This window comes from Sulfuriferula nivalis (genome assembly GCF_009937995.1).
In the GTDB taxonomy this organism is placed as follows: Bacteria; Pseudomonadota; Gammaproteobacteria; order Burkholderiales; family Sulfuriferulaceae; genus Sulfuriferula; species Sulfuriferula nivalis.
This window is the reverse complement of the sequence record NZ_AP021881.1, coordinates 882535-898260: the sequence shown is the minus strand read 5'-3', so window position 1 is coordinate 898260 and position 15726 is coordinate 882535. Positions and strand designations below refer to the sequence as shown.

Genomic DNA, 15726 nt, shown 5'->3' with positions numbered 1-15726 from the left:
TTACTCGAACTGACCTGAACACAGCCAGCATCACTGTTTCTGCCGCACCACCCTATTCCAACGCCAGCCCCTCGGCCTCCCAGCATTCAAGACCACCCGCAAGCGAATATGCCTGGTTAAAACCCATTTGCATGAGCACATATGCAGCCATGGCGGAGCGTGCACCAGAGTGGCAGTAAAGCAATATCGGTTTATCCTGTGCATGGCACAGGTCAGGATGCCTGTGTTTGGTCGTCGCATCAGCCGAAGCTTCCAGCGTGCCCCGTGGAATATTGATCGCGCCTGCAATATGTCCGCTGTTAAATTCATCCGGCTCACGCACATCAATTACCAGCACACCGCCTGCGGCCAGCTTTTCATCTGCGCTTTCCGCATCCCATTCGGTAATGTATCTGCGCGCCTCTTTAACAAAGCATCCTAGTTGTTTAGCCATTATAATGTTCCTTTTTGATTAGGGCTTTTTGCCCGCTGAGACCAGTCTATCATGCCTCAATTACTCGATGGATTAAATCCAGAACAACTCGCCGCAGTCACCCTGCCACACCAATCCGCACTCATCCTCGCAGGTGCTGGCAGCGGTAAAACTCGTGTACTGACTACGCGTATTGCCTGGTTGCTGCAAACTGCACAAACCTCTCCTCTGGGTATTTTAGCGGTGACGTTTACCAATAAAGCCGCAAAAGAAATGCAGACTCGTCTCGGTGCGATGTTACCGATTAACACCCGCGGCATGTGGATAGGCACGTTTCATGGCCTGGCAAATCGTTTGTTGCGCACGCATCACCATGAAGCTGGTTTGCCGCAGGTGTTTCAGATTCTCGACAGCGCCGATCAGCTTTCTGCGATTAAACGCCTGCTCAAATCCATGAATGTGGATACGGATAAATTCGAGCCAAAAAAAGTTCAGAACTTCATCAACAACAACAAAGACGCGGGACTGCGCGCGCAGCATGTCGAATCTTACGACCCCTACATGCGCCGTCTGGTTGAATTCTATGCCGCATACGACGAGCAATGCAACCGCGAGGGCGTTGTGGACTTTGCTGAACTGCTGTTGCGCAGCGAAGAACTGCTGGCACGCAGCGATGCCATCCGCCGCCATTATCAGCAACGTTTCCGCTACATTTTGGTGGACGAATTTCAGGACACCAACCGCCTGCAATATCGCTGGCTCAAGCATTTCGCCGGCATGGATTCCGCATTGATGGCGGTGGGTGACGACGACCAGTCCATCTACGCTTTTCGTGGCGCACACACCGGCAACATGAATGAGTTTCAGCGTGATTATGCGCATGACAATATCATCAAGCTCGAACAAAACTATCGCAGCCACGGCAATATCCTTGACGCCGCCAATGCGCTCATTAGCAAGAACCCAACTCGGCTGGGTAAAAACTTGTGGACGTCCGCCGACGCAGGTGAACCCATCCGCGTTTACCTGGCTTACAACGATCAGGAAGAAGCACGCTTTATCGCCGAAGAAGCACAAGCCCTGCACCGCGAGGGCATAGCCCTCAACGACATAGCCGTGCTGTACCGATCCAACGCGCAGTCACGCGTGCTGGAACACGCTCTGTTCAGCGCAGGCGTGCCTTATAAAGTCTATGGCGGCCTGCGCTTTTTTGAGCGGCAGGAAGTCAAACACGCGCTGGCGTATTTACGCCTGCTGGCTTTCCCTGACGACGACGGCGCATTTACCCGCGTGGTCAATTTCCCCACTCGAGGCATAGGCGCGCGCACGCTGGAACAGCTCATCGACGCAGCGCAGCAAAGTTCATCCAGCCTGTGGAAAACCGCTTATGCCAAATATGCTGATGCGCCCGCGGGCAAAGGATTGGCTGGCTTCGTCCACCTTATCCGCGCCATGCAGGAAGCTACGTTAGGCGTGACCTTGCCCGAAGCCATCGAGCACATTTTGCAAGCCAGCGGACTGATGGCGCACTACGTCGCGGAAAAAGACGGGCAAGATCGCGTTGATAACCTGAACGAACTCATCAACGCCGCCACTGTGTTCATCAACGATGCCGACGCCATCGCCAACGCCGAAGACAATGGCGGCTTGATGGCGAGCTTCCTCGCTCATGCTGCACTGGAAGCAGGTACGCATCAGGCAGGTGAAGGCCATGACGCATTGCAATTAATGACTGTCCACGCAGCCAAAGGTCTGGAATTTCACGCAGTGTTTTTGACCGGGCTGGAAGAAGGCTTATTCCCCAGCGAACAATCCATGAGCGAAAGAGACGGGCTGGAAGAAGAGCGCCGCCTGATGTATGTCGCCATCACCCGCGCACGGCGCAGACTGTACATCAGCCACGCGCAAAGCCGCATGTTGCATGGCCAGACCCGCTACGGCATCGCCTCGCGTTTCCTCGATGAGATCCCCGTCGAGCTATTAAAACCCATCAACAAGGGCTACGCGCCAGCCGTTGAACAATACGCCACCCCCGCTCCACGCACAGCAAAGCAACACAGCAGCTCACCATGGCGCATGGGGATGAACGTACGCCATGCCAAATTTGGCGTCGGCGTAGTCATCAACGTCGAAGGACAAGGCACCGACACCCGCGTGCAAATCAACTTCGGCGGTGCGCATGGGGTAAAATGGTTGTCACTGGAATACGCGAAACTGGAAGCTGCCTGACATGCTCATCACACTCACCCTAATCGCTGTACTCATCGCCCTGGCCATCCTCATCTGGCTGGCGCTACGCATCAACACCTTGCAAAGCACACTGGCGCAACTCCCCGCCCAGCTCGACTCGGGTCTGGAACAACGCCACCGCGCTATGCTGAGTGATCTGCATCAAGGTCTGGGCACACAATCTGACCGCACTCAGGCGGTGTTATTAGATGTATCCGACCGCCTGCGCACCCAGATCAGCACCGAGCTGGCAAGCACGCGCAGCGCGGTACAGGTGTTGCAACTGGAGCAATCCACCCAGCTCGCCACCAACCGCGAAGCCATGAGCACAGCCATGCACGCGCTGGCGCAATCGCAAGCGACCGAGCTGGCCAACAGCCGCACTGCACTCAATCAGCAACTGAGCGAATTTGCCGCAGGTCTGCAAACCGCACAAGCCGAATTCCTCAGCAAAACCCTGCAAACGCTGGCCGAACAAGCCCGCGCCGAACAGACGCTAATCCAGACCACCATGCAGCAGGCCAGCGCCCAGCTCGCCGCCGCCGTTGAAACACTGGCCAAAGGTGTTGACACGCGGCTGGCGGAAATATCCGGCAAAGTCACCGAGCGCCTGGATGATGGCTTCAAGAAAACCAACGAAACCTTTGCCAATGTCATGGCGCGCCTCGCCACCATAGACGAAGCGCAGAAGAAAATCGACGGCCTCACCAGCAACGTCGTTACCCTGCAAGAACTGCTAGGCGACAAACGCTCGCGCGGTGCCTATGGCGAAGTGCAACTCGAAGGTCTGGTACGCAACATCCTGCCGCCCGACGCCTACGAATTCCAAGCCACCCTCTCCAACGGCAGCCGCGCCGATTGCATGCTGGTATTGCCCGAGCCGACTGGTCGCGTTGCCGTCGATTCCAAATTCCCGCTGGAAAACTACAACCGCATGTTCGCCCGTGACATGGCCGAAGGCGACCGCGCCATTGCCACCCGCGCATTCAAAGCCGATATTAAAAAACACGTAGACGACATCGCCAACAAATACATCATCGAAGGCGAGACCTCAGACGGCGCCGTCATGTTTATCCCCGCCGAAGCCGTATTCGCCGAAATCCACGCCTACCACGTTGACCTGGTCGAATACGCCATGTCACGCCGGGTATGGATAGTATCACCGACCACGCTGATGGCGGTACTCAACACCGCCCGCGCCGTCATCAAAGACGTCGAAACCCGCCGTCAGGTACACATCATCAAGGACGAACTATCCAAGCTGGGCAAAGACTTCATCCGTTTCGACGAACGCATGAAAAAGCTCGCCGACCACATCCGCATGGCCAACAAAGACGCCGAAGATGTCCACATCACCAGCCAGAAAATCAGCAAACGTTTCAGCCAGATAGAAGCAGTCGACCTCGAGCACCTGCGTGCCCCAACACCACCGCTACTGCCTGAAGAAGAATAAGGAAATCAGCATGACCACCCCACTAGAATTAATGCGCGCCAAACTCAACACCGAAACCGCCAAAGCCGACTGGGCAGAACTACTCCCGTTCTTCGCCAAAGGCCAGTTAATCCTGGTCAGTAGCCAGCTAGACCTGGTCGAAGTCGCCGCCCACATCGCCACCAACGACACTGCTAACGTTCATGCATGGATGAGCAGCGGCCAACTCATCAAACTCGACGACGAAACTGCAATGGACTGGGAACAGCGTAAGCCTGCGATCTGGACAGTGGTGGTCGCGCCTTGGATATTGGTGCAGGAGCGGGGTCATTGAAATCAAATATGACACAACAGAATTACTGGAAATAGCAAACATGCTGAATTGATTTAAAGCATAAAAGGGAAATCATGCAAATAAGTACTACTGGTGATTGGATTGATAAACTCGCAGCCGCAAGTGACGTGATATCTGCAATGAACCTAAAGTCGCTTATCAAAAATTCCCAGCTAAATAACAATGCATTAAATCTTGCCAGTTGCGACGCTCATTGCAACTTAATTGTCCGAGCTACTGATGAGTTGGTAAAAAAACGATTCTCAACAAATAAAAATACCAGCGACCTTCTTTGCAATTTAATTGGCAAAAACACCTATGGTGCTTTCGCTGAGCTTGCGGCATATGACTGGCTTGCTCGTTGCTATACGACTATAGATACTCAAATTCACATGCCAGCCAATGAGGTTCTATCTAAAAACGGGTCAACACTTGATGGAAAGATAAAGCTTTACGAAACCTATTTTGATGTAAAAGCTTTCGGCTTTAATGGGCATCTTGTCCAGAGATTAAAGGAATTACTTGAAGACTTGATTCCAAACGAACAAATTTTAATCGAAGAATCATGGGACATTTCTTCTGAAAAACTCCAGGAATTAATTAAGTCCGCATCAAGCATAGCTGTTGAATTAAAAGAAAAAAACATGATGCAGTTTGGCAGACTTAAGATCCGGCTGGTTCAAAAATCTCCAGTTTCCATTTCCAGCCGTATTATTGATCCCTATCTCCTAGCACAGGAAAATGCTCTTTACCCATTTAAGTATGCGAAGCAGTTCACAAAAAACGCCCCTTTTGTGTTGATATTTGTCATTCACCCTTGGTTTAACTCACTAGCCATTCACAATGATTTTTCAGGTATAGATACAGCGTTTACTCGTTCACTTGCCCGCCGTGCTTTCATGCAATTCTCGACAGACATGACTCCCGCAAACACAGTATGTTCAAGCGTAGCTGATGACGTAACTCTTTCTGACGCTTCGTGTCTATTGTCTGCTATATTTTTTGTAAATGTCTGGCCATTAGATGCTGATTCGAGCATTGCCCATCAGATGCCCTCATGGCTGTACCTGAATCCCCGTGCCAGACATCGAATATCAGTTAACCAATTAAGTCTTTATCGTGCCAACAACCCAAATGGTGTGCATATTGATGATTTTTCTAGTGATAATTACTAAGCAATGCCACTTCGAGGTCAGGTCTAGAAAAGCAGCATTTTCAGTGCACAACTGATTGATAACATCACGATAAATTTCGTTCTGCACTACCCATTACTCACTGGCTTTTAGTATAAAGTGAGGGGCACTTCAAAATTACAGAAAGATTGCGTATGAAAATTAAGCATACTATTTTACTGCTGGTTATCGCGTTGTGGTTCCTGACTGGGACTGCCAATGCGTTTGTCTTTACGCCACAAAAGGTGGCACCCAATGTTTATGCATTCATCGGCGATACCGGGATGCGTACTTATGAAAACGCAGGCATGAATGCCAATGCGGGTTTTATTGTCACTGCGCAAGGGGTAGTGGTAGTGGATAGCGGCTCAAGTTATCTGGTGGCGAAAGCCATGCACCAAGCAATTAAACATATTACGACGCAGCCAGTGAAGTACGTGATCAACACTGGCGGACAAGACCATCGCTGGTTGGGTAACAGCTATTTCAAGGAAATCGGTGCAGAAATTATTAGTAGCAGTAAGGCGCTTGCAGATATGCAGGATCGAGGTGCCGCGGAGCTGACAGCACTGCAGCCTGAGTTAAAAGACAAATTTACTGGTACGCGAGCGACCTATCCTACACATTTGATAAACAAGATGGAAACGCTGAAGCTGGGTGGTGAGGATATACAGATATTATATTTCTATGGCGGGCACACACCAGGTGATAACGTGGTCTGGTTGCCAAGCAAACGCATCCTGTTTAGTGGTGATCTGATTTTCGTCGATCGCATGCTGGGAATATGGCCATTCAGCAATACCAGGGATTGGCTAGCCTCATTCGCAGAAATTGAAAAACTCCAGCCGCTGATAATCGTACCGGGACATGGACAAGTATGCGATATTGCCCGCGCGCAACATGACACCAGGGATTATCTGTTGCTATTGCGCAATCATATGCGCAAGGCAATTGACGATGGAGTTGATTTACAGACGGCAGTCGATACGCTAGATCAAAGTGCTTACAGTTATTTGAAAAACTTTCAGCTGTTAAGCGGAGGCAATGCCAATCGAACCTATCTGGAAGTGGAAAGCGAGTAATCAGGGAAGGTATGTAGTTCAATTTGCACATCCAAACAATTTATTGAAATGCAAAAACTAGCTCTACCTATTTCTTAATTCCATCACTTTTCAATTTGCTGGTTTGCCTGATTCGATTTGTACCTGCCACTCGCAGGAAACGAAGAAATTTCGGGCATTCAAAATGGTTGGGGGCTGTGCAAACGGCGGCATGGCGAAGTCCTTCACGCATAGCGGTCAGTTCCTTGATTTTTCTGTCCAACTCATCTGCCTTGGCTAAAAGTAGCGCTCTATTAATATTCACCCCTTCTGGTGTAAACATTTCCGCTATCTCATCAAGCGAAAATCCGGCGCTGCGCCCCAGCGATATCAGTGCCAGACGCTCTGTCACGCTGCTGCTGAATAATCGACGCAAACCTTTCCTGCCAGTTGACTGTATCAGTCCTTTTTCTTCATAAAACCGCAGGGTAGCGGCAGTTAATCCAGTCGCCTTTGCGACCTCGGCTATATCCATAATTTCACCTGTATTAATTAATGCTTGACTTAAAGTCGACTTTAACTTGTATCCTAGTTCATAACACGACCATGTTCAACACTTTGGACAATAAGTAGTGGTCATGTTATTTATATCTGAAACCCTTTAAGGAGCTTACATGGAAGCAAGTTTTTGGCATCAAAAATGGGAACGCGGTGAAATCGGTTTTCATACTGGAGAGGCGAATCCGTTACTCACTGCACACTTAGCAAAACTGAATCTGCCTCAGGGCAGTCGCATCTTTCTGCCGTTGTGTGGCAAGACGCGGGATATAGCATGGCTGCTTGGCAACGATTATCAGGTTGTTGGCGCGGAATTAAGTGAACTCGCCATTAACGCATTGTTTGAAGAACTTGGAGTGACACCAGACATTGCCAAAGTGGGGAATTTAACCCACTACAGTGCAGAAAATATAACCATATTCGTCGGGGATATTTTCGATGTCACCGCTGAACACCTGGGTTCCGTCAACGCAATATATGATCGCGCTGCGTTAGTTGCCTTGCCTGCAGGTACGCGGGCGCGATATGCGTCACACCTGATAGGGATCACCAAAGCGGCACCCCAATTGCTGATTACTTATGAATATGATCAGCAGCTGGCAGATGGCCCACCTTTTTCAGTTAACGCAGACGAAGTAAACCTGCATTATGGTTCTACTTATCAAGTGAAATCTATCGAAAGCGGTGAGGTTGCAGGTGGATTTAAAGGTCGTCTGCCATCAACTGAAACTGTCTGGCTGTTGCATTCATAGTTTTCACCATTGCATAAATCGTTACAGCCGATATAAAAACTCAAGTCCTTCGCCAAAATGCCGTTGTAAGTATATGTGGTTAAGGAATCTATCCAATGAAACTATATTCTTCCAGCCAGACTGTGTTGCAGGCTACTTTTTCCAGCCTCGCCGCCAGTCAGCTACAAAAGACAAGTGCGGCCAGCCTGGCGCCGAGTACGGCTAATACGAGCGTGGCGACCACCTATGCTGGGGCAGATATATCCTCCAGTAGTGTCACCCTTGCCGCAGCCATCGCAAGCACGACCGCATACCAGGCCAAACAGCTGGACGCAATGAAGAGCGCCATAGCTACAATGCGCGCCATGCCAGCATCGGCCAAAGATTTGTCAAAACGCATGGCTACTGAAAAGGCAGCCATGCTAAAGCAGATACTGAATATGCTAAAACAAATGGCAATAGGCGCCACGCCAGCGCAGGCCAAGGCGCTGGCGGCTCAACTAAAAGACATCGCTAAACAGCTGGCCGCTTTGGGAAAACTACTGGCAGAAAATGGCGGCGCGGCTAATACTGATTCAACCACCGCCAGCGTAACAGCAAGCAACACTGATATATCAACATCAGCCGTAGCAACTGCAAGCACGACAACTGACACGGCCACCAGCTCCAATGCATCTACAACCACGACGACAGATGCATCGGTGACAGCCACTACTGGAATGGCTACTGGCACTCCATCTGCTTCAACTGCATCACCACGCAACACTAGCCATGCTCTGGCTGCTTATGCAGCTGAGTTCAGCCGCATCAACCACACTGGCAGTCAAACTGGCAATGCTACCGACAAGGAACTGAAAGCCGCATTACAGGATGCGCTAAAATCGCTGCGTGCCGTGCTTGCTCTGCTCAAAAACAAGCTAGGCAGTCACAACAAGGATATAAAAGATACTGAAAACAAAATGCTTGAACTGGCTCGTTCCCTGAGCGAATCTGGCAATCCGATCGAGCAGATAGCTGCGACAGTAGCATCGGTACAGGATAACGCAGCAGCAAATGACGCTGACACAGCCAGCACTACCATCCCCGCCGTAGACACCAGCGCACCTACTGATATCAGCATTAGCGTTTCCACCTAAATTACGCTGAAGGTGTAGCATACACATCCATCAAGAGAAAACTGATAGCCTTGCAATCTATACACATTATGAGCCCTGCCATGCGCCTGATAATTGCCATTCTGATGTTCACCATGCTGACCGGTTGCGTTTCAATGGAGCAACGTAAAGCCACCTTTAACCAGAGTCTGGATATATATGTCGGTAAGAACGCCGATGATCTGGTACTGGCAAAAGGCCCGCCCACCAGTTCCTTTACGCTCTCTACCGGTGCTAAAGTATTCGAGTATTCCAACAGCCAGTCCGTGACCCGCGGTGGTAACTCGTATACAACCATGCAGCCGATGTTTGTACCCGGTGCCAATGGTGGTGGCAGCTGGATGTCAATACCAACACAACGAACCACGCCATTATCCAGTTACGAATATTTCTGCAAGGTATTGTTCAAGATTTCAGCGGCCAACATCGTTGAAAGCTGGTCGGCACAGGGGAATGGCTGTTACTAGCGTAATACCGGAATCGGAATTACTCCCCTCCGATTTCAACGTATAAAATAGACTGCGATCTGGCAACCGTCTGCAATCAAACAAGCAAGGAGATACAAATGCAAGATTCCATGGTTACCACAGCACTGACGCTGCCCGGATACACCACAGTCCGCAATCTGGGGGTAGTACGCGGCATCATGGTGCGCTCGCGTTCCATCGTCGGCAGTCTGTTCGGCAGTCTGCAATCGGTATTTGGCGGCAATATCACCATCTATACCAACCTGTGCGAACAAGCTCGTGCCGAGACTTACCACCTGATGTGCCAGCACGCTACGCAACTTGGCGCCAACGCCATCATCGGCATGCGTTACGATGCGACCGAGCTGATGCCCGGTCTCACCGAAGTGCTGTGCTATGGCACCGCCGTGATCGTTGAGCCGGAACACAACCGTGGCTGACAGCATCACCTCACCATATCTAGATCAGCCGCTGGGCGCCGCTGTCCCTGACTGGCAGCCGCCGCCCTACCCGCCACACGAGATCATGACCGGGCGCTTTTGTCGTCTGGAGCCGCTCAACCCGGCACGCCACGCACACAGCCTGTTTGCCGCCTACCAGCTCGATGCTGATGGCCGCAACTGGACTTATCTGCCATATGGCCCGTTTGCAGATTTTTCCAGCTACCATAACTGGCTGGAGCACAACTACAGCAGCTCTGATCCGCAGTTTTATGCCATTGTCGATCTTGCCACCGAAGCCGCTGTCGGCGTTGCCAGCTATTTGCGCATTACCCCGAGCAGCGGTTCCATCGAAGTCGGCCACCTCAATTATTCACCACTATTGCAACGCACCCCCGCCGCTACCGAAGCCATGTACCTACTGATGCAGCGAGCCTTTGCGCTGGGCTACCGGCGTTATGAATGGAAATGCAACGCACTTAACGCACCCTCACGTGCTGCCGCCCAGCGTCTAGGCCTGTCATTCGAAGGCGTGTTCCGCCAAGCTACCGTGAGCAAGGGCCACAATCGCGATACCGCATGGTATGCCGCAATCGATCAGGAATGGCCTGCACTCAACGCAGCATTCCAGCAGTGGCTCAACCCTGCCAACTTCGATGCTCAGGGTCGGCAGTGCATCACGTTGTCTGCGCTAACAGCCCCCATCCTTTACCAGCGCGGCTAATCTTGCTGGCATATAACCAGTTTCACCCTTGAGAAACAGGCAGAGTCGAACATTCCTGACACCCATATCCATCATCAGGCAAATTGCATTATCTTTGCCGCACGTTAGCTAGTAACATCTAGTTCTATCGTCACTCACTACAGACTGGATCAAGTATGAAAATCCGCACCTTGTTGTTATTGATCGTCCTGCTTGCCATTTCAGCTTTTGCCGCGCTCAACTGGAATGTCCTCGTCACACCTACGGAACTCTCCCTCGGTATCACCAGCGTGCAAGCGCCACTGGGGCTGGTCATGCTTGGGCTACTGGTCTTGCTCACAGTCTTGTTCCTGATATTTATACTCTATCTGCAGACCACGGTACTGCTCGACACCCGCCGTCACACGCGAGAACTGCATGCCAATCGCGAACTGGCGGATCAGGCCGAGGCATCACGTTTCACCGAACTGCGCAGCTACATGGAAATGTCACTCAAGCAGCAGGCAGAGCTGGATGCGGAAGCCAAGGCAGATGTACTGGCCAGACTGGAACGGCTGGATGCCGATTTCCATACCGCACTGGCGCAATCGGAAAACACACTGGCGGCATACATCGGCGAACTGGAAGACCGGGTCGAACGTGGAACGCATATACTCAACCCGCAGTCAGCGCCTTGATCCGGATATAACCACATGAAGACTTGCTGAAATAATCCGGGAAAACTGCTACCGTATTCCTTTCATCTCCAATTATCGAGCCTACCATGACCAACCGACTTGCTCAGGAAACCAGCCCGTATTTACAACAGCACGCCGACAATCCGGTCGACTGGTATCCGTGGGGGGAAGAAGCACTGCGACTGGCGCGGGAGCAAAACAAGCCGATACTGCTGTCTATCGGCTACTCTGCCTGCCACTGGTGCCATGTCATGGCGCATGAGTCGTTCGAGGATGCCGAAGTCGCGGCAGTGATGAACGAGCACTTCATCAATATCAAAGTGGATCGCGAAGAGCGCCCTGACCTCGACCAAATTTATCAGACCGCCCATTACATGCTCACCCAGCGCAACGGCGGCTGGCCGCTGACGCTATTTCTGACGCCGGATCAGACCCCATTCGTCGGCGGCACTTATTTCCCCAAGCAGGCACGCCACAACCTGCCCGGATTTATTTCGCTGATGCAGCAGGTCGTGAATATATATAGCACTCGCCAGCAGGATATTGCCGCACAGAATGCTTCGCTGTTACAGGCATTCGACACCACCCTGCCCAGCGCGCAGGGTCAGGTCAGCTTCAGCACCGCACCCATGGTTGCTGCCTGTGGTGATTTACAAAAATCATTCGATAGTGTCTATGGCGGTTTCGGCAAAGCGCCCAAATTTCCGCATCCAACCGATATGGAGTTTTTACTCCGTCACGCTGCACGCAACAGCGATACCAGCGCGCAGCACATGGCGCTGCACACCCTGCGCAAAATGGCTGAAGGTGGCATTTATGATCAGTTAGGTGGTGGCTTCTGCCGCTACAGCGTGGATGACCACTGGGCTATCCCCCACTTTGAAAAGATGCTGTACGACAACGGCCCGCTGCTGACGCTGTATACCGATGCCTGTGTGCTGACCGACGAAACCCTATTTAAGCGCACAGTCCATGGCATAGCTGACTGGGTCATACGCGAAATGCAGGCGCCACAAGGCGGCTATTATTCCAGTCTGGATGCGGACTCCGAACACGAAGAAGGCAAGTTTTACGTGTGGACACCGCAGCAAGTATCCAGCCTGTTAAGCGTGGAGGAATACGCGATTGCCGCACCGTATTATGGACTGGATCAGCCACCCAATTTTGAGCGCAAACACTGGAATCTGGTCGTATCGCAGCCATTGGACAGCATTGCCAGCGCACTCGATATGCCGTTAATACAGGCTGAACAGCTACTTGCCAGCGCACAGCAGAAACTACTTGCTGCACGTGCCAGTCGAATACGACCTGGGCGTGATGAAAAAATACTGGTCAGCTGGAACGCGCTGATGATCAAGGGCATGGCACATGCAGGACGCATACTGAACCAGCCCGACTGGATTGCTTCAGCACAACAGGCCGTGGATTTCATCCATAGCAAAATGTGGCAAAACGGACGTCTGCTGGCGACTGCCAAGGACGATAAGGTACATCTGAACGCTTATCTTGACGACTATGCATTTCTGCTTGATGCGCTACTGGAATTACTACAGGCAGAATTCCGGCTGAGTGATCTGGAATTTGCGCGCGAGCTTGCCGACACGCTGCTGGCACAATTCGAGGATCAACAATCAGGTGGCTTTTACTTCACCAGCCATGATCACGAACAGCTCATCCACCGCCCCAAGCCCGGCCACGATAACGCCATGCCATCAGGTAACGGCATTGCGGCTTTTGCGCTACAACGTCTGGGGTATCTGCTCGGCGAAGTAAATTATCTGGATGCTGCTGAACGCACCCTGAAGCTATATTACCCCGCACTGGCCAGACATCCCGGCGGCTTTTCCAGCCTGCTGATGACCTTGCAGGAACATTTATTACCACCGCAAATCATCATCTTGCGCAGCCCGTCAGGCCTGAGCGAGGACTGGCGTCACCAGCTATACCAGCACTACGCACCAGACAAGTTCATCCTCACGCTGGAAGGCGAAATTGATGGGCTGCCAGCAGCACTGGCAAAACCGCTATTACCACACATCAGTGCCTGGATCTGTCAGGGTACGCAATGCTCGCCACCCGTGAACAATATCGGAGAATTGCTGGAGCTTTGTTTCAATAATCAGCAGCTTGATTTGTAACTTAATTCATCAACTAGCCCGCTCGATACATTACGATACAAATCAGCCTCGGCGATAGGGTAAAGTGATACAAACTGACAGTAACTTGAAAGATGGCTGAAACAACTGTGCGCTTTAATCAATCCTGTGCAGGTTTTCTGCTCAATCACCATATCGTTGAAAGGATTTATCATGTTCAAACTCAATAAACAATTATTAATGGGTATCGCTGCCATAGGTATTAGTACGATGGGCATCGTTGGCTATAGCAGTGTCGCATTTAGCAACGATTATTCACCACCAACCGCAGAACAACGCGCCAAGTTCGCAGCACATATGCAACAGCGCGAAGCCAAACTGCACGACGAACTCAAACTTACCCCTGCACAGGAAGGCGCATGGAAAACCTTTACTGACCAGGAAAAATCCATGTTTGACAAATCAGCCATGCACCATCCAGACAAGCAGGACATGGCTAAAATGACTGCGCCGGAACGTATGGATCAACGCATGGAATTCATGAAAAAAATGCAGGAACGGATGGCCGAGCAATCAGCCAATCTGAAAAAATTCTATGCAGTGCTGACGCCTGAACAACAAAAAATCATGGATCAGCATTTCAGCCATGAACAGCATGAGCATTTTGGTCATCATGGTGACGCACCTGGTATGGGCAATGGCCCGACAAACGGCACCAAGAACTAAGTAAGCCAGTGCAAGTCTCAGATGCCGCACGCTGAGACTTGCATAATTTATCGTACAATTGCGGTGATACGGCCACGTAGGCTGTGTTTTCATCAAGCTGTAAGAATTCTCATGCATCATTTATCGTTTTGACATAATGTACTTATACGCACTTGATTGAGTGCCGATTAATAACTATCCCTGTAACTGATTTCAGCATACTGACCCAACATGACCCCTGACGATACTGATACACATCATAAAACCATGCCGCATAAATCCACGGGCATATTTGGCCGCTGGTGGATACTTATTATCGTATTGGGTATAGCAGCTTATTTTATTTGGGGACGGGATAGCACACCTAAAACAGCGCAAACCAACAGCGCCGAGCTCGGCAAAGGTGGTGGCAAAAATGCGACTACACCCGTAGGTGTTGCCCAAGCAAAAACAGCTGATGTGCATATTTATTTATCTGGTTTAGGCAGTGTCACGCCCGAGGCAACAACTACCGTGAAAAGTCGGGTTGATGGTCAATTAATGAAAATCAATTTCAAGGAAGGGCAAGTCGTCAAAGCCGGCGCTGTTCTCGCTGAACTGGATACCCGCCCCTATCAGGCAACACTGGCGCAAGCTGAAGGTCAGACAGCACGTGACAGCGCATTGCTGCAAGCCGCACAAATAGACCTGAAACGCTATCAAACACTGATCAAACAAGACTCTATCGCCAGCCAGCAAGTGGATACGCAAGCCGCACTGGTCAAACAGTATATGGGCACGGTGCAGACTGACAAAGGTGTACTAGCTAATGCCAAACTGCAATTGGATTACGCGCATATTACCGCCCCCATCAGTGGTCGTCTGGGTTTGCGTCAGGTTGATCTGGGCAATATCGTCCATGCTTCGGATGCCAACGGTATCGTCGTGATTACCCAGCTTCAGCCGATCACCTCGGTATTCAGCATCCCTGAAGACAACATCCCTGCGGTCATGAAACAGCTACAGGCTGGCAAAACGCTGAGCGTAGAAGCATGGGATAGAGATCAGCAAAACAAACTGGCCGACGGTGAACTGGTCACCATGGATAACGTCGTCGACAGCACCACAGGCACGGTTAAACTGAAAGCCAAATTTCCCAATAACGACTATGCGCTGTTCCCTAACCAGTTCGTCAATATCCGCGTATTACTCCACACCCGTCACGACGCGATAGTCATTCCTACCGCAGCGATACAACGTGGCAATAATGGCAATTTTGTTTACATAGTCAAAGCAGACAACACTATCAGCATACGCCCTGTCACTGCTGGCCCATCAGAAAACGAGCTCACCGCCATTAATCAAGGCATCACAACAGGTGAAACTGTCGTTGTAGACGGCGTGGATAAATTACATGATGGCAGCAAAGTGAAGCCGATAACCCGCAGTGCGGCGGGTGCACTGGCAGATTCTGCCAAACTGTCTCAGGGACACAAAAAGCATCAGCGACATGATGACGCAGGTGTAACAACCCAAGAGAGTGCCACTACTAATACGCACAAATCTGCACCACAACAATAATCGGCACATAGCCTCA

Annotated in this window: 16 protein-coding genes; 14 read left to right on the top strand and 2 right to left on the bottom strand. The window is 51.0% G+C overall.

Translation table 11 applies throughout. From position 1 onward, the window contains the following. Positions 1 to 52: 52 nt before the first annotated feature. Entirely contained in the window at positions 53 to 433 is a 381-nt protein-coding gene (locus tag SFSGTM_RS04740) for a rhodanese-like domain-containing protein (protein WP_162084172.1), read from the bottom strand. A 51-nt stretch (positions 434 to 484) separates the two neighbouring features. Here SFSGTM_RS04740 and SFSGTM_RS04735 point away from each other — a divergent pair, with 51 nt between their 5' ends. The 5 genes from SFSGTM_RS04735 (at position 485) to SFSGTM_RS04715 (ending at position 6661) form a co-directional block, all read left to right on the top strand. Next, the gene (locus SFSGTM_RS04735; RefSeq protein ID WP_162084171.1) at positions 485 to 2641 is read left to right on the top strand and encodes a UvrD-helicase domain-containing protein; all 2157 of its coding nucleotides are present in this window, start codon (positions 485 to 487) and stop codon (positions 2639 to 2641) included. A gap of 1 nt (position 2642) precedes the next feature. Beyond that, positions 2643 to 4094 (top strand): DNA recombination protein RmuC, encoded by a 1452-nt coding sequence (locus tag SFSGTM_RS04730; protein ID WP_162084170.1) that lies wholly within the window; start codon positions 2643 to 2645, stop codon positions 4092 to 4094. Positions 4095 to 4104: 10 nt separating this feature from the next. Then, a complete protein-coding gene (locus SFSGTM_RS04725; protein ID WP_162084169.1) occupies positions 4105 to 4407 on the top strand; it encodes a DUF2288 domain-containing protein in 303 nt (100 codons plus the stop codon). Between the two features lie 74 nt (positions 4408 to 4481). After that, the gene (locus SFSGTM_RS04720; RefSeq protein WP_162084168.1) at positions 4482 to 5582 is read left to right on the top strand and encodes a hypothetical protein; all 1101 of its coding nucleotides are present in this window, start codon (positions 4482 to 4484) and stop codon (positions 5580 to 5582) included. 152 nt (positions 5583 to 5734) lie between these two features. After that, a complete protein-coding gene (locus SFSGTM_RS04715) occupies positions 5735 to 6661 on the top strand; it encodes an MBL fold metallo-hydrolase (RefSeq protein ID WP_162084167.1) in 927 nt (308 codons plus the stop codon). A 67-nt stretch (positions 6662 to 6728) separates the two neighbouring features. On the opposite strand, the gene SFSGTM_RS04710 is transcribed toward SFSGTM_RS04715, so the two are convergent. Next, a complete protein-coding gene (locus SFSGTM_RS04710; RefSeq protein WP_162084166.1) occupies positions 6729 to 7154 on the bottom strand; it encodes a helix-turn-helix domain-containing protein in 426 nt (141 codons plus the stop codon). 139 nt (positions 7155 to 7293) lie between these two features. Between SFSGTM_RS04710 and tmpT the strand changes: the two genes are divergently transcribed. From tmpT to SFSGTM_RS04665, 9 genes are all read left to right on the top strand, one after another. Further along, a complete protein-coding gene (tmpT, locus tag SFSGTM_RS04705) occupies positions 7294 to 7929 on the top strand; it encodes a thiopurine S-methyltransferase (protein WP_162084165.1) in 636 nt (211 codons plus the stop codon). A 95-nt stretch (positions 7930 to 8024) separates the two neighbouring features. After that, positions 8025 to 9044: a hypothetical protein gene (locus SFSGTM_RS04700; protein WP_162084164.1), complete on the top strand. Its 1020-nt coding sequence runs from the start codon at positions 8025 to 8027 to the stop codon at positions 9042 to 9044. 80 nt (positions 9045 to 9124) lie between these two features. Next, on the top strand, positions 9125 to 9529 hold the full coding sequence (locus SFSGTM_RS04695; protein ID WP_162084163.1) for a hypothetical protein: 405 nt from the start codon (positions 9125 to 9127) through the stop codon (positions 9527 to 9529). Between the two features lie 98 nt (positions 9530 to 9627). Continuing rightward, entirely contained in the window at positions 9628 to 9969 is a 342-nt protein-coding gene (locus tag SFSGTM_RS04690; RefSeq protein WP_162084162.1) for a YbjQ family protein, read from the top strand. Continuing rightward, positions 9962 to 10693: a GNAT family N-acetyltransferase gene (locus SFSGTM_RS04685; protein WP_232526046.1), complete on the top strand. Its 732-nt coding sequence runs from the start codon at positions 9962 to 9964 to the stop codon at positions 10691 to 10693. Before SFSGTM_RS04690 ends, SFSGTM_RS04685 begins: the two co-directional genes overlap by 8 nt. 155 nt (positions 10694 to 10848) lie before the next feature. Further along, a complete protein-coding gene (locus tag SFSGTM_RS04680; protein WP_162084161.1) occupies positions 10849 to 11349 on the top strand; it encodes a LapA family protein in 501 nt (166 codons plus the stop codon). Between the two features lie 86 nt (positions 11350 to 11435). Continuing rightward, entirely contained in the window at positions 11436 to 13487 is a 2052-nt protein-coding gene (locus tag SFSGTM_RS04675) for a thioredoxin domain-containing protein (protein ID WP_174237395.1), read from the top strand. A 171-nt stretch (positions 13488 to 13658) separates the two neighbouring features. Continuing rightward, entirely contained in the window at positions 13659 to 14171 is a 513-nt protein-coding gene (locus SFSGTM_RS04670) for a Spy/CpxP family protein refolding chaperone (protein WP_162084160.1), read from the top strand. 210 nt (positions 14172 to 14381) lie between these two features. Then, on the top strand, positions 14382 to 15710 hold the full coding sequence (locus SFSGTM_RS04665; protein ID WP_162084159.1) for an MdtA/MuxA family multidrug efflux RND transporter periplasmic adaptor subunit: 1329 nt from the start codon (positions 14382 to 14384) through the stop codon (positions 15708 to 15710). The last annotated feature ends 16 nt before the right edge of the window (positions 15711 to 15726 follow it).

What these genes read in the sequence shown, in the direction of transcription:
- SFSGTM_RS04675 (WP_174237395.1), top strand. Translation starts at nt 11,436, where the DNA reads ATGACCAACCGACTTGCTCAGGAAACCAGCCCGTATTTACAACAGCAC.
- SFSGTM_RS04665 (WP_162084159.1), top strand. Translation starts at nt 14,382, where the DNA reads ATGACCCCTGACGATACTGATACACATCATAAAACCATGCCGCATAAA.
- SFSGTM_RS04740 (WP_162084172.1), bottom strand. Translation starts at nt 433, where the DNA reads ATGGCTAAACAACTAGGATGCTTTGTTAAAGAGGCGCGCAGATACATT.
- SFSGTM_RS04715 (WP_162084167.1), top strand. Translation starts at nt 5,735, where the DNA reads ATGAAAATTAAGCATACTATTTTACTGCTGGTTATCGCGTTGTGGTTC.
- SFSGTM_RS04735 (WP_162084171.1), top strand. Translation starts at nt 485, where the DNA reads ATGCCTCAATTACTCGATGGATTAAATCCAGAACAACTCGCCGCAGTC.
- SFSGTM_RS04725 (WP_162084169.1), top strand. Translation starts at nt 4,105, where the DNA reads ATGACCACCCCACTAGAATTAATGCGCGCCAAACTCAACACCGAAACC.
- SFSGTM_RS04680 (WP_162084161.1), top strand. Translation starts at nt 10,849, where the DNA reads ATGAAAATCCGCACCTTGTTGTTATTGATCGTCCTGCTTGCCATTTCA.
- SFSGTM_RS04710 (WP_162084166.1), bottom strand. Translation starts at nt 7,154, where the DNA reads ATGGATATAGCCGAGGTCGCAAAGGCGACTGGATTAACTGCCGCTACC.
- tmpT (WP_162084165.1), top strand. Translation starts at nt 7,294, where the DNA reads ATGGAAGCAAGTTTTTGGCATCAAAAATGGGAACGCGGTGAAATCGGT.
- SFSGTM_RS04730 (WP_162084170.1), top strand. Translation starts at nt 2,643, where the DNA reads ATGCTCATCACACTCACCCTAATCGCTGTACTCATCGCCCTGGCCATC.
- SFSGTM_RS04695 (WP_162084163.1), top strand. Translation starts at nt 9,125, where the DNA reads ATGCGCCTGATAATTGCCATTCTGATGTTCACCATGCTGACCGGTTGC.
- SFSGTM_RS04690 (WP_162084162.1), top strand. Translation starts at nt 9,628, where the DNA reads ATGCAAGATTCCATGGTTACCACAGCACTGACGCTGCCCGGATACACC.
- SFSGTM_RS04700 (WP_162084164.1), top strand. Translation starts at nt 8,025, where the DNA reads ATGAAACTATATTCTTCCAGCCAGACTGTGTTGCAGGCTACTTTTTCC.
- SFSGTM_RS04670 (WP_162084160.1), top strand. Translation starts at nt 13,659, where the DNA reads ATGTTCAAACTCAATAAACAATTATTAATGGGTATCGCTGCCATAGGT.
- SFSGTM_RS04720 (WP_162084168.1), top strand. Translation starts at nt 4,482, where the DNA reads ATGCAAATAAGTACTACTGGTGATTGGATTGATAAACTCGCAGCCGCA.